Below are 14,296 nucleotides of genomic sequence, written 5' to 3' on the forward strand. Positions count from 1 at the left end.
GGTGACCGCCCGGCAACGTCGGTTCCTGCGTGTTCCGTTTACTCGGCACTACCTCTCCGTCTGTTGTCCGCGATACGCGTCAACCCTACCGGCGTCGCCGGAGCAGCGACCTGCGTGATCACCGTGTCCACGGCGCGATCGGGTTGCCCTGCCACACGGTGTGGTCCGGGACGACGTCACCGCGCATCACCAGGGACGCTGGGCCGACTGTCGCCGACTCGCCGACACCGGACGCCGGGAGCGCGACGCAGTGCGGCCCGAGGGTCGCGCCCGCGCCGATCCGGACGTGGTCGATCGCCATCACACGGTCGTGGAACAAGTGAGTCTGGACCACGCAGCCGCGCTGCACGTTGGCGCCGTCGCCGAGTTCGACGAGATCCGCTTCGGGCAGCCAGTACGACTCGCACCACACGCCCCTGCCGATCGTCGCGCCCAACGACCGCAGCCACAGGGTGAGGGCCGGGGTGCCGGTCGCGGCATTCGCGAACCACGGTGCGGCCACCGTCTCGACGAAGGCATCCGACAATTCGTTGCGCCAGACGAACGAACTCCACAGCGGATGCTCGGACGGTCGGATCGGTCCGACGACCGTCCACTTCGCCACACAGGTCACCGCACCGGCCACCGCGCCCGCGGCCAACAGGATCACACCGCTCAGCAGCACCGCCGCGATCACGCCCCACTTGTCGGCGGCGATCTGCATTCCGAACAGCACGCACACCCCGATCGCGAACGACACCATGACCGCAGTCAGCCGCAGCGTCTCGACGGTCGCCCGCGCGGCCCTCACGCCGAAAGTCGGCGCGAAGGTGCGCGCCGAATCGGTCTGCGCCGCGGTGCGTCGTAACCGGACGGGCGGACTGCCCAACCAACTCGACCCGTTCTTCGCCTTCGACGGCGCGGCCGACAGCACCGCGACGAGACCGTTCTTGGGAACCTTGCGGTCCGGCGCGATCATGCCGGAGTTGCCGAGGAATGCGCGTTTACCGATCTTCGCCTCGCCGACCCGCATCCAGCCGCCGCCCAACTCGTACGACGCGACCAGCGTGTCGTCCGCGAGGAACGAGTCGTCGCCGACGGTCGTGAACTTGGGGACCACGAGGGCCGTCGAGATCTCGGTGCCGGTGCCGATCGACGCGCCGAGCGCACGGAACCACCACGGGGTCAACAGGCTTGCGTACAGCGGGAAGAGGTAGGTGCGGGCCGCATCCATCATGCGTTCGGTCGCCCACACCTGCCATCCGACGCGGGACCGGACGGGGTGTGTTCCGGCCGTCATCCTGATCGACGCCAACCGGACCCCGATCAAGGTGAGCAGCGCGAACACCGCCATCGCGGCGACGGCGCCGACGGGGGCGAGCGCGAGCATCCGCCACGTCGCGGTGCGCAGACGGTCGGCGGAGACGGCCCAGCTGCCCGCGACGGCGAGGCCGACCGCCAACGAGATCAGCGGGCCTGCGGAGATGACGAGCGCGGTGCCGCCGTAGACGGCCACCCACCACCGACGCGTCTTCGGACGTTCCGCCGGCCACGTCGGCTTGGCTTTGCCGAGCTTCATCGCGGGGGAGCCGCCCCAGCGCTGCCGGGCCTTGACCTTGCCCGTCACACCGGAGCCGGGGTCGACGATCGCGTCGCGGCCGACGACGGCTCCGGGGAACAGCGTCGAGCGGCTGCCGACGACGGCGCCCGGTTTCACGGTGATCTCGCCGATGATCAGGACGTCGCCGTCCAGCCACCAGCCCGCGAGGTCGACTTCGGGTTCCACGGCGGCTCCGTCACCGATCCGCAGCAGTCCGGTGACCGGCGGCAGCGAGTGCAGGTCGACGTCGTCGCCGATCCGCGCGCCGAGAGCACGTGCGAGGGTCGGCATCCACGGCGCGCCCGACAGATTGTGCGCACCGCTCGCCGCCATCAGACGCTCGGCGATCCAGAGACGGACGTGGACGCTGCCGCCGCGCGGATACCGTCCGGCGGTGACCCCGTGCAGGAGCAGGCGCGCACCGATCGCCGCGATCGTCATGCGGCCCACCGGCGTCACGAACACGCCGAACGCGATGAGCAACGCCCACCAGTTCACGCTGATGAGCCACGGGGCGTCGTAACCGAGCCTGCCGGCCGCCCAGTCGGCGACGTTGTTCGCCACCCCGAGCCAGGTGACCCATTGGACGCCGGTCAGCGTGGCGAGCGGAACCGACGCGACGGTCTGCGCGACACCGGTCGAGAACGGGACGGGCTTCACCTCGCGGGGTTCGACGGCCGCCGTCGGGTCGAGCGCATCGAGCATCTCCGCCAGCGAACCGAGTCGCGGGTGGTCGTAGAGGGCGGCGACGGTGATCTCCGGGTATCGGCTGCGCAACGCGGTGACCAGCTGCGCGGCCGAGAGCGACCCGCCGCCCTCGGCGAAGAAGTCGGCCGTGGGGCTCGACACGTCGACGCCGAGCACGGTGGACCACTGCTGTGCGAGCCACGCCTCGGTGCTGGACAGATCGGACGGTTCGTCGCAGGAGTCGGTGCCCGGGGCGGGCCAGGGGAGAGCGTCGCGGTCGACCTTCCCGGAGGTGCGGGTGGGCAGCTCGTCCATCAGGACCAGCCGCGGGACGAGAGCGGCGGGCAGTTCGGCCTGCAACCTCGCGCGTGCCGCCGCGACGTCGAAGTCCGGGTCGGTCGACGCGAGGTAGCCGACGAGGAACGCGTTGCCCGATTCGGTGGTGCGGACGGTGACCGCCGCACCGCTGACGCCGGGGAGACTCTGCAGAGCGTTGTCGATCTCGCCGAGCTCGATGCGCCGTCCGCCGATCTTCACCTGGTCGTCGGCGCGGCCGACGAACAGCAGTCCAGCGCTGTCGAGGGTGACGATGTCGCCGCTGCGGTAGGCGCGGTCCCAGCCGAGCGCCGGTGCCGGAGCATACTTCTCGGCGTCCTTGACCGGGTCGAGGTAGCGCGCCAGTCCGACGCCGCCGATCACGAGCTCGCCGGACTCGCCGTCGGCGACGGGTTCGCCGTTCGCGTCGACGACCGCCAGATCCCAGCCGATCAACGGCAGCCCGATCCGGACGGGTTCCCCGCGCCGCAGAGGGGCCGCGCAGGCGACCACGGTCGCCTCCGTGGGACCGTAGGTGTTCCACACCTCGCGGTCGGCGGTGGCGAGCCGGTCCGCGAGTTCGGGCGGGCACGACTCCCCGCCGAAGATCAGCAGTCGCACCATCTCGAGCGCTTCGGCAGGCCACATCGACGCGAGCGTCGGCACCGTCGACACCACATTGATGTCACGTTTCACCAGCCACGGGCCTAGATCCATGCCGGACCGCACCAGTGCGCGGGGCGCGGGCACGAGGCAGGCCCCGCTGCGCCACGCCAACCACATCTCCTCGCACGACGCGTCGAACGCGACCGACAGTCCCGCGAGCACACGATCGCCGGGGCCCAGCGGGGCGTCCTGAAGAAACAGGGCGGCTTCGGCGTCGACGAATGCGGCGGCGTTGCGATGGGTCACGGCGACGCCCTTCGGCTTGCCCGTCGACCCCGACGTGAAGATGATCCACGCGTCGTCCGACGGTGTCGCGGGCGAGGCGCCGACCGGAGCGCTCGGCCCGTCCGGCGCCTGCGTCGCCACCCGGGCCGTCTGCGGATGGATTCCGTCGGCGTCGATGATCGCGTCGACGTCGGCCTCGTCGAACACCAGGCGGGCGCGCTCGTCGGGATCGTCCGCGTCGACCGGAACGTATGCGGCACCCGCCCAGAGGGTCGCCAGGATCGCGAGGTACAGGTCGCGGCTGCCCGACGGCATGCGGATCCCGACCCGGTGGCCGCGGCCGACACCGATCGCCGACAGGCGGCCGCTGACGCGACGGATCAACGCGATCAGCTCCGAATAGGTCACCATCGCGTCGGAGTCGTCGATGGCGGGCGCGTCCGGATGAGTCCTCGCCGTCTCCGCGAGGACATCGCAGAGGGTGCGAGGCAGCGGTGCCCGATCGGCGAGCAGATAGGCCGCGGGTATCGGCACGGGAGCCCTCCGGGGATCGCTCGAACTCTTGGGGTGTCGGACGCGGGCGCGGCACGACAGGCTAATGATGCCCCAGCATCGGCTCCCTCGCAGCGCGGCGAAGTCGGCGACGGTCGTAAGGTGAGGACTGACACTCGATCAGCCACTCGATCAGCGGCGGACACCGCCGGAAGAGGAGACGACGACGTATGACGCCCAGCAGCGTGGACGAACTGTTCGGATTCGCCGGACTGCTCGACGACGATGAGCGAGCCATCGTCGACACCGTCGCCGCGTTCGGGGCCAAACGTCTACGCCCGCACGTGGCGGGTTGGTTCGAGGACGGCACGCTCCCGGTCCGCGAACTCGCTCTCGAACTCGGCGGGCTCGGCCTGTTCGGCATGCATCTTCAGGGCTACGGCTGCGCGGGCACATCGGCCACCGCGTACGGGCTGGCCTGTATGGAGGCCGAAGCCGTCGACAGCGGCCTGCGCAGCTTCATCTCCGTCCAAGGCTCGTTGTCGATGTTCGCGATCCACGCGTTCGGCAGCGACGAGCAGAAGGACCAGTGGCTGCCCGCGATGGCGCGCGGTGAGGCGATCGGCTGTTTCGGACTCACCGAGCCCGACTTCGGATCCAACCCGGCGGGCATGCGCACCACCGCCCGCCGTGACGGCGACGACTGGATTCTCAACGGCGCCAAGATGTGGATCACCAACGGGAGCGTCGCCGACGTCGCCGTCGTCTGGGCGCAGACCAACGCCCCCGACCCGCGCGGTATCCGTGGATTCGTCGTACCCACCGACACCCCGGGATTCTCGGCGAACGAGATCAAGCACAAGATGTCGCTGCGCGCCTCGGTGACCGGTGAACTCGTCCTCGAGGACGTCCGGTTGCCGGCCGACGCGGTGCTGCCTGGAGTCGAGGGCCTCCGCGGACCGCTCAGCTGTCTCAACGAAGCCCGTTTCGGCATCGTGTTCGGTGCGGTCGGCGCCGCACGCGACAGCCTCGAGACGGCGCTCCGGTACGCCGACGAACGCGAGGTGTTCGACAAGCCGCTCGGCGGATTCCAGCTGACCCAGGCGAAACTCGCCGACATGGCGCTCGAAGTCGGCAAGGCGTTCCTGCTCGCCGTTCACCTCGGACGGATGAAGGACGCCGGGACGATCCGTCCCGAACAGATCAGTCTCGGCAAGCTCAACAACGTCCGGGAGGCGATCGCGATCGCCCGCGAATGCCGGACGATCCTCGGCGCCAACGGGATCACCCTCGAATACCCGGTGATCCGGCACGCCAACAACCTGGAGTCGGTCCTCACCTACGAGGGCACGAGCGAGATGCACCAACTGATGATCGGCAAAGCACTCACCGGGTTCGACGCCTTCCGCTGACACGACCCCACACCACATCGAAGGAGCCCCATGGCATCGCTCAAACTCGGATTGAAAGCTTCGGCGGAACAGTTCGGCCCCCGTGACCTCGTCGAACTCGGTGTCGCCGCCGAAGAGTTCGGCTTGGACTCGGTGACCGTCAGCGACCACTTCCAGCCGTGGCGCCACAACGGCGGCCACGCACCGTTCTCCCTCGCCTGGATGGCCGCGGTCGGCGAACGGACCGAGCGACTGCAGATGGGGACGTCGGTGTTGACCCCGACATTCCGCTACAACCCCGCGGTCATCGCGCAGGCGTTCGCCACGATGGGCTGTCTGTTCCCCGACCGCGTCATGCTCGGTGTCGGCACCGGTGAGGCACTCAACGAGTACGCGACCGGGTTCCGCGGCGAGTGGCCCGAGTTCAAGGAGCGCTTTGCGCGGCTGCGCGAATCGGTCCGCTTGATGCGGGAACTGTGGACGGGCGAGAAGGTGAACTTCGAGGGCGACTACTACTCCACACAGGACGCCTACATGTACGACGTGCCGGAGAAGCCGATCCCGGTGTACATCGCCGCGGGCGGACCCGTCGTCGCCCGCTACGCGGGTCGTGCGGGCGACGGTTTCATCTGCACCTCGGGCAAGGGCATGGACCTCTACACCGAGAAGCTGATCCCGGCGGTCAAGGAGGGCGCGGCGAAGGCCGAACGCGACTTCGACGGAATCGATCGGATGATCGAGATCAAGATCTCCTACGACCGCGACCCGGACCGCGCACTCGAGCAGACCCGGTTCTGGGCTCCGCTCTCGCTCACCCCCGAGCAGAAGCACAGCGTCAACTCGTCGGTCGAGATGGAACGGTTGGCTGACGAACTACCGATCGAACAGGTCGCCAAACGGTGGATCGTCGCGTCGAACGCCGACGATGCCGTCGCCCAGATCAAGCCGTACCTCGACGCCGGGCTCAATCACCTCGTTTTCCACAACCCGGGAGCTGACCAGCGACGCTTCCTTGAGGCGTTCACCGAGGACGTCGTGCCGGCGCTCCGCTCGCTCGGGTAGGGGTCGGTTAGCTGGTCTTGCTCGCCTCGGCGGGGGCGGTTGGTTCGGCCGGCGGGGTCACGGTCTCGGTGTCGGTCACCGTCTCCGTCTCGGTCGCCGTCCGGGTCCGCGTCACGGTGTCCGTCACCGTCCGCGTCCCGGTCTGGCGCTCGGTCGCCGTGTTCTCGCGGGTCGCTGTCGTCGTCTGCGTGACGGTGGTGGCGTCCCCGTCCTCGGTCTCGGTCTGCGTGACGACGCTCGTCACGGTGTGCGCGGGCGTCTCCTTGCGGTCCTTGTTGCCGACGATGAAGAACGCGATGATGACGATCGCGGCCGCTGCGCAGGCGACGGCCGCGATGATCTGCATACGCCGCGCCGCGGCGCTCGCACCCGCTGCGGCCGTCGCGGCGGTCGGGGGTCCGCTGTAGAGGTCGTTCGGGATCGCGCCGTACGGTGTCTGCGTCATGTCGTGGGGTGCGGACTGCTCGCGCGAGAGATCATCGCCGCTGGTCCCGGGTTCGTCGGGAGTGTGCGGGGGCGGCGGTTGGGTCAACGGTCTGCTCCTAGTGCGGGGCGGAAATCGGTTCTCGGAGAGTTGTGCGCGCGTTCACTTTACCGTGCTGATTTCTGATCGAACGATCTGGTTTTGGTGAATAGCGCCCTCGACAGTTGTCAGTGCAAGTAGTGTCCGATACGGCAGTATTGCCTCGGCTCCCTCCCTAGCCGACTTCAGATCGTGACGAAACTGATCGAGGTCATATGACGACGATGAACTATGCGCCGACCCGCCCCGGTCTCGGCAGGCCGCTGGTTGCCGCCCGAGAATCCGCTGATGACGTCGGCATCCAGCTCACCCCCCAACTGGTTGCGGCGTGGGAGTCGCGACTCGGTGTGGACCGGGCGCGCCTCGCCCGTCCGTCCCGCTTCCTCGGTGCGACGGGGGTGCAGGAGTGGCAGGGCGGCGTCGACATCGTTCCTCGCGATCCTGACCGGTTCCGCGCGGTCCGGTTCGACCGTGAGCTGTCGATGACCGCGACGTTCTGCGCACTGCACTCGCCCGCCCGGGTCGCGCGGACGGCAGAACGCATCCAGGCCGATCCCCACGAATTGCTGCTGGTCACGGTCACCTCTATGCGTGGTCGGACCGTCCTGCGCCAGGACGGACGGGAGCACGAGTACTCGGCGGGCGACCTGGTGTTCGTCTCGACGGCGAGCCCCTTCATTCAGAGTGCCGCAGGCGTCACCGACCCGTCCGGCCTGGTGATCCCGCTCGCCGTGCTCGGCAAGCATCGGCCGCTCGCCGAACAGCCGCGTCGGCCGATCAACAAGCGGACCCTGCTCTCGCGGGCCGCCGCCGGATTCGTTCGGCGGTTCGCCGCCGACACTGCGGCCGCCGATGTCCCCGCGCCGTCGGCCGACGCCGAGCTCGCGGCCGTCGACCTCATCACCGCGGCTTTGGCCGAGCTCGCGTCCATCGACGGGTACCGGTTGCAGGACGATGCGCTGTTCAACCATCAGTCGGCGATCGACTTGATCGCGCGACGACATCGCGACCCGGACTTCACGCCGGACAGCATCGCCGCCGAACTCCATCTGTCGCGGCGTCAGCTGTATCGCATCTTCGAGAACACCGACCAGTCGCTGGCGACGCGCATCGCGGACGCACGGGTCGAGACCGCGCGCGAGATGCTCGTCGCCAACCCGTGGCTGCCGGTCGGCAACATCTCAGCGGCGTCCGGGTTCGGCTCGGTCGCGACCTTCCGCAACCGGTTCAAGGCGCGTTACGGCATCGGCCCCGTCGAGTACCGCCAGAGCATCGCGCGCTGACGCCGTCGACGGTGTGACTCGTCGACCGGCGAGTCCACTGGTGACGGGTCTGGCTGTTGACGGGGGTCACACCCTGGGGCATAGTGGGCCGTGGAAAAATAAGCGATCGCTTACTCGGTCTTCGGGATGCACTCGTGCTCTCCGCTCGCGGCGAATCGCTGCGAGCGGCGGGTCGACGCGTGGATCATGTGATCGTCGGCAACCAGTTCCATAGGGAGTGTTCATGACCACGCAGCGCACAGCCATCGTCACCGGAGCGGCTCGCGGAATCGGTGCGGAAGTCGCGCGCCGTCTCGCGTCCGACGGACACGCCGTCGCCGTCCTCGACCTCGACGAATCCGCCTGCCAGAGTGTCGTCGACGAGATCGTCGGGGCGGGCGGCAGAGCACTCGCCGTCGGCGCGGACGTCTCCGACGAGGTCGCCGTCGAAGCAGCGGTCAGCCGTGTCGCAGCCGAACTGGGCGCACCGACGATCCTCGTCAACAATGCGGGCATCATCCGCGACAACCTCCTGTTCAAGATGACCGTCTCCGACTGGGACGCAGTGATGGGCGTCCACCTGCGCGGCGCGTTCCTGATGGCGCGCGAGGTGCAGAACTACCAGACGAAGGAAGGCTGGGGACGCATCGTCAACCTGTCGTCGACGTCGGCGCTCGGCAACCGCGGTCAGGCCAACTACTCCGCGGCCAAGGCTGGCATGCAGGGCTTCACCAAGACGCTCGCCCTGGAACTCGGACGGTTCGGGGTCACCGCGAACGCGATCGCCCCGGGCTTCATCGCCACCGACATGACGGCGGCGACGGCCGAGCGCATCGGCGTCCCGTTCGACGACTTCAAGTCCGCGATGGCCAAGGAGATCCCCGTGCAGCGCGTCGGCGAGCCCGCAGACATCGCGCACGCCGTCAGCTTCTACGCGAGCGAAGGCGCAGGCTTCGTCTCCGGACAGGTGCTGTACGTCGCGGGCGGACCCAAGGACTGAAAACCCCCAAGGACTGAAAACCGGCGACCGCGCCTGCCACCGCGTGATCGCAGAGGGAGAGACGATGAAGATCCTCAACGGCCGAGCCGAACTCGAAGCAGCGGTCGGCACCCACCTCGGGTGCTCCGACTGGCTGCAGATCGACCAGGAACGCATCGATCGCTTCGCGGAGGCGACCGGCGACCACCAGTGGATTCACGTCGATCCGGAGCGGGCCTCCACTGGACCGTTCGGATCGACCGTCGCGCACGGATACCTGACGCTGTCGCTCATCCCGATGCTGGTGGGGCAGGTCTACCAGGTCGCCGGGACGACGATGGGCGTCAACTACGGCAGCAACAAGGTGCGGTTCCCGTCGCCGGTGCCTGTCGGTTCGCGCGTGCGCGCAGGCGTCGAACTCGTGTCGGTGACCGAGACAGGAGCGGGGTTGCAGGTAGTGAATCGGGTGACCGTCGAACGCGAAGGCTCCGACAAACCCGTCTGCGTCGCCGAGACCGTGTCCGTGATGGCGTTCTGATGGCGCAGAAGCACCCCGGCCTCGACCTTGCCGTCCTCGGCGACTGGCTGCCGCGACACGTGGACGGCGCCGGTTCGGACCTGGCGGCGACGCTGATCGCAGGCGGCAAGTCGAATCTGACGTACCGCATCACCGACGGTTCGTCGTCGTGGATCCTGCGTCGGCCGCCGGTCGGCCACCTGTTGGCGACCGCGCACGACATGGGACGCGAGTTCCGGATGATGTCGGCGCTGGCGCCGACCGCGGTGCCCGTGCCGACCATGTACGCGATGTGCGAGGACACCGAGGTGCTCGGCGCACCGTTCTACGTGATGTCCGAGGTCGACGGGGTGCCGTACCGGTCGAAGAGCGAGCTCGGCGCTCTCGGGCCGGAGCGGACACGCACAATCGCCGAACGGCTCGTCGACACCCTCGTCGACCTGCATCGCGTCGACCCCGCAGAAGTCGGCTTGGCAGACGCCGGACGTCCCGAAGGGTTCCTCGGCCGTCAGGTGGAACGCTGGCGCAAACAGTTCGCGGCCGCACACACGCGGGACCTCCCGTCGATGGAGACGCTGTACACGATGCTGTCCGAGCGGGTCCCCGCCGACAGCGCGCCCGGGATCGTGCACGGGGACTACCGCCTGGACAACGTTCTCGTGACCCCGCAGGACGAGATGGGGGCCGTCGTCGACTGGGAGCTGTCGACGATCGGCGACTCGCTCACCGACCTGGCGCTCATGCTCATCTACGGGCGTCTCGCGCAGGTCACGCCGGGTGCGGTCACCGACGCCACGGAAGCGGCGGGGTACCTCACCGAGCAGGAGATCATCGAGCGGTATGCGGCGGGCAGCGACCGCGATCTCAGCGATCTCGGCTTCTACATCGCTCTCGGTTGCTTCAAGCTGGCGGGCATCGTCGAGGGCATCCACTACAGATTCGTGAACGGGCAGACCGTCGGAGACGGCTTCGCGCAGCTCGGCGACGGAGTGTTCGGACTATTGGACGCGGGCATCGCCGCGTTGAAGGAGAACTGAGATGGATTTCGGATTCGACGAGAAGACTCGCGAACTGGTCGACGGCGTAAACGCCTTCATGGACAGTCACGTCTACCCGGCCGAGAAAGTGTTCGTTGACCAGCTGGCCGCGCTGGAGGACAAGTGGGCGTGGGACAGCGTTCCGATCCTGACCGAGTTGCGCGCGCAAGCGCGGTCGCGCGGGTTCTGGAACCTCTTCCTGCCCGGCGAGAACGGTGCCGGTCTGACCAATCTGCAGTACGCGCCGCTCGCCGAGATCACCGGCCGAAGCTCTCAACTGGCGCCCGCCGTCTTCAACTGCGCGGCGCCCGACACCGGCAACATGGAGGTCCTCAACGAGTTCGGCACGTCGGCGCAGCAGGCCGAGTGGTTGCAGCCGTTGCTCGACGGGACCATCCGGTCGGCGTTCGCGATGACCGAACCCGACGTCGCGAGTTCGGACGCCACCAACATCGAACTGTCCATCCGACGCGACGGCGACGACTACGTCATCAACGGCCGCAAGTGGTGGATCACCGGGGCGATGAACCCCAACGCGAAGATCTTCATCGTGATGGGCAAGACCGACCCGGAGGCTCCGCGGCACCGACAGCAGTCGCAGGTCCTCGTCCCGCGCGACACCCCCGGCCTCGAGATCATCCGCGGCATGGAGGTGTTCGGGTACGACGACCACAGTCACGGCGGCCACGCCGAGATGAGGTTTACCGACGTCCGCGTGCCGGTCACCAACGTGATCGCCGACGAGGGCGCAGGTTTCGCCATCGCGCAGGCCCGTCTCGGGCCGGGCCGCATCCATCACTGCATGCGTGCGATCGGTCTGGCCGAGCGTGCGATCGAGTTGATGTGCGACCGCGCGGCTGGACGTGTCGCCTTCGGCCGACCGCTCGCCGACCAAGGCGTCATCCGCGACTGGATCGCCGAGTCGCGGGTGCGCATCGAACAGCTGCGCCTGCTGGTCCTCAAGACGGCTTGGCTGATGGACACCGTCGGCAACAAGGGTGCGCACAGCGAGATCCAGGCGATCAAGATCGTCACCCCGAAGACCGTCCAGTGGATCCTCGACAAGGCGATCCAGGTGCACGGTGCGGGAGGTCTCTCCCAGGACTTCCCGCTCGCCGAGGCCTACGCGGGCATCCGCACCCTCCGCTTCGCCGACGGTCCCGACGAAGTCCACAAGAATTCACTCGCCAAAGCCGAGCTTCGGAAACGCGCCGACCGCTAGTGTGGCGCCGCCGTAGGGGGCCTGGATGATCGATACTCGGTAACGTGCCGATTGTGAGAAATACTGTGCCAGGGAATCGGGATTCATGCACTCGTTAACTTATCGGTGGTAAAAGAATTGTAGTTCGAACGATCTACAATTGGTTATCTGGATGGGCATCTGCGGCTCGTGGATCGCGCGAATGTGCCGGTCAGGGCTTTACGTGATCGCATTGATTTGAGTATTTTTACGAACTCTTTGTCTATGCTTCTGCGTATGGATACGCCTCCCGGACGGTCCCGGACCGTCATTCGAAACTGCAACCTGTTCAACGGGATCGACGATCGAAAAGTAGTCGGAGCGGATGTCGTATTCTCCGGTACGACCATCTCCGCCGTGTCGACCTCGCCGGTGGCGCAACAGGCTGGTGACACTGTCATCGACGCCGGTGGACGTTTTCTTATGCCCGGCATGAGCGATGCTCACGTCCATCTGATGGGAAACGCCAACAGCTATATGGACTTCATCATGGGGCCGACGGGCGGGCTCTATGTCAATACGCTAGCCGAGGCGAAATCCATGCTGCACCGTGGATTCACCACGGTGCGAGACATGGGCGGCGACCTCGCCGCAGTGAAGACGGCGATCGATCGTGGTCAGTTCGAAGGCCCCCGCATCTTCCCGAGTCAAGCGATGATCTCGCAGACGTCCGGTCACGCCGACTTCGCGTTCGTGTACCAGACCCCGCAGGCGTTCGGTGGAGGTCCGAGTCGGACGGAGGAGATCGGATTCACGCGTGTCGCAGACGGCGCCGCGAAGGTGTTGACGGCGGTGCGCGAACAACTGCGCAAGGGCGCGACCCAGATCAAGTTGACTGTCGGCGGCGGTGCCGCGTCGATGTACGACCCGTTGAACACGCTCCAGTACACGACCGACGAGATCCGAGCCGCCGTCGAAGCGGCCGCCGATTACGGCACGTACGTAGCGACACACGTCTACACGGTGGAGGGGATCCGTCGGGCGATCGATGCGGGTGTACGGTCCATCGAGCACGGCCACCTCGCCGACGAGGACACCGTCGCGCTGATCGCCGAGAAGGACATCTGGCTGTCGATGCAGCCGTTCGCCGAGCACGACCACTCGTACCCGGATCCGGGGCGAGCGGCGAAGAACGTGCAGATCTGCAACGGCACAGACGCGGTATACGGCTGGGCGCGCAAGCACGGAGTGAAGACGGCATGGGGCACCGACCTCCTGTTGGAGCCCGCGTCGGCGCCGAAGCAGAGTGAGATGGCCGCACGACTCGGCGAGTTTTACACCAACGTCGACGCCCTCAAGATGCTGACCTCGGGCAATGCCGAGCTGTTCGGAATGGCCGGCCCGCGCAACCCGTACGCGGCGCATCAACTGGGCACGATCGCTGAGGGCGCGTGGGCCGACATGCTGCTCTTCGACGGCGACCCGATCGCCGACCTGTCGATCATCGGCAGACCGGACGAGCAACTCAAGGTGATCGTCAAGAACGGCGTCGTCGTCAAGAACGACTTGTAGAACAACGATGACAGAACAATTCCCCGCCGGCTCGTACCCCGACACGGCGCCCACTGAATACACAGCCGGACCCGAATACACAGGCGGACCCGAATACACAGGCGGACCCGAGGACGTCCTGCTCGACGCGCACGGTATCGGCGTCCGAGCATCATGGGGCAAGATCTACGGCCCGGTGGACCTGCGTGTCCGCCGAGGCGGACTCACTGTTCTCGTCGGCGCCGGTGGGCGCGGCCGCACGGCGCTGCTGCTCACGCTCGCCGGCCGAATGAAGCCGACGTCGGGGGTCCTCGAATCATTCGGACAGCGCAACAACGCGCATGGTCTGTTCGCGAGGGCAGCACTCGGGTTCGTCGACGAGGTGGACGGCATCGAACAGACGATCCGGGTCCATGACGTCCTCACCGAACAGCTTCGATGGACGGCGCGCTGGTACAAGTTCGTCGGACAGTCGACACAGGACGACCTCGAACGACTGTGCCGCCCGACCTTCGGCCCGCTGACACTGCCGTCGCTCGACGCCTACGTCGAAGAGCTCCCGCAGCTCACGGCGGCACTCTTCCGTATCGCGATGGCGAACATCCGTCATCCCGAACTCCTGGTGGTTGGGGGCGTCGACAAACTGTCGAGCGACGGCAGTAGCCGGCTGCTGCTGGAACGCCTCGTCGCGCTCGGACACGAACAGACCGTCATCACCGCGGACGTCAACGGTGTGCGCCCTCAGCCGGGCATTCGTGACGTCCTCGATGTACCCAACCTGACCGACGACGAGTTTGTCCGTCTCGAACGTGAGGACCAGATCCGATGAA

General features: G+C 67.4%; 11 protein-coding genes. 9 read left to right on the forward strand and 2 right to left on the reverse strand.

Annotation, left to right across the window (positions count from 1 at the left end; all coding sequences use genetic code 11):
• Positions 1-118: 118 nt before the first annotated feature.
• A complete protein-coding gene (locus L5G28_RS04735) occupies positions 119-4,006 on the reverse strand; it encodes a Pls/PosA family non-ribosomal peptide synthetase (protein WP_237000501.1) in 3,888 nt (1,295 codons plus the stop codon).
• A 188-nt stretch (positions 4,007-4,194) separates the two neighbouring features.
• Between L5G28_RS04735 and L5G28_RS04740 the strand changes: the two genes are divergently transcribed.
• Complete coding sequence (locus L5G28_RS04740; RefSeq protein WP_237000502.1) at positions 4,195-5,376, forward strand: acyl-CoA dehydrogenase family protein; 1,182 nt, start codon at positions 4,195-4,197, stop codon at positions 5,374-5,376.
• 30 nt (positions 5,377-5,406) lie between these two features.
• Positions 5,407-6,417: a glucose-6-phosphate dehydrogenase (coenzyme-F420) gene (fgd, locus tag L5G28_RS04745; protein WP_236997894.1), complete on the forward strand. Its 1,011-nt coding sequence runs from the start codon at positions 5,407-5,409 to the stop codon at positions 6,415-6,417.
• Positions 6,418-6,424: 7 nt separating this feature from the next.
• Here the strand turns inward: fgd and L5G28_RS04750 are convergent, their stop codons facing one another.
• Positions 6,425-6,949: a hypothetical protein gene (locus tag L5G28_RS04750; RefSeq protein ID WP_237000503.1), complete on the reverse strand. Its 525-nt coding sequence runs from the start codon at positions 6,947-6,949 to the stop codon at positions 6,425-6,427.
• Between the two features lie 206 nt (positions 6,950-7,155).
• On the opposite strand from L5G28_RS04750, the gene L5G28_RS04755 reads away from it, so the two are divergent.
• The 7 genes from L5G28_RS04755 to L5G28_RS04785 all read left to right on the forward strand — a co-directional run bounded on the left by L5G28_RS04755 (position 7,156) and on the right by L5G28_RS04785 (position 14,295).
• Entirely contained in the window at positions 7,156-8,223 is a 1,068-nt protein-coding gene (locus L5G28_RS04755; protein ID WP_237000504.1) for an AraC family transcriptional regulator, read from the forward strand.
• Positions 8,224-8,446: 223 nt separating this feature from the next.
• Positions 8,447-9,202, forward strand: coding sequence for an SDR family oxidoreductase (locus L5G28_RS04760; RefSeq protein ID WP_236997891.1), 756 nt, complete (start codon positions 8,447-8,449; stop codon positions 9,200-9,202).
• A 64-nt stretch (positions 9,203-9,266) separates the two neighbouring features.
• Entirely contained in the window at positions 9,267-9,719 is a 453-nt protein-coding gene (locus L5G28_RS04765; protein WP_237000505.1) for a MaoC family dehydratase, read from the forward strand.
• Positions 9,719-10,735 carry a phosphotransferase family protein gene (locus L5G28_RS04770; protein ID WP_237000506.1) on the forward strand — a complete coding sequence of 339 codons (1,017 nt, stop codon included), beginning with the start codon at positions 9,719-9,721 and terminating at the stop codon, positions 10,733-10,735. Before L5G28_RS04765 ends, L5G28_RS04770 begins: the two co-directional genes overlap by 1 nt.
• 1 nt (position 10,736) lies before the next feature.
• Positions 10,737-11,957, forward strand: a complete 1,221-nt coding sequence (locus tag L5G28_RS04775) for an acyl-CoA dehydrogenase family protein (RefSeq protein ID WP_237000507.1) — start codon at positions 10,737-10,739, stop codon at positions 11,955-11,957.
• Positions 11,958-12,212: 255 nt separating this feature from the next.
• Positions 12,213-13,487, forward strand: coding sequence for a metal-dependent hydrolase family protein (locus L5G28_RS04780; RefSeq protein ID WP_237000508.1), 1,275 nt, complete (start codon positions 12,213-12,215; stop codon positions 13,485-13,487).
• Positions 13,488-13,494: 7 nt separating this feature from the next.
• Positions 13,495-14,295 carry an ATP-binding cassette domain-containing protein gene (locus tag L5G28_RS04785; RefSeq protein ID WP_237000509.1) on the forward strand — a complete coding sequence of 267 codons (801 nt, stop codon included), beginning with the start codon at positions 13,495-13,497 and terminating at the stop codon, positions 14,293-14,295.
• Position 14,296 lies beyond the last annotated feature (1 nt).

The sequence above is a fragment of the Gordonia liuliyuniae genome, assembly GCF_021739025.1.
GTDB lineage: Bacteria > Actinomycetota > Actinomycetes > Mycobacteriales > Mycobacteriaceae > Gordonia > Gordonia liuliyuniae.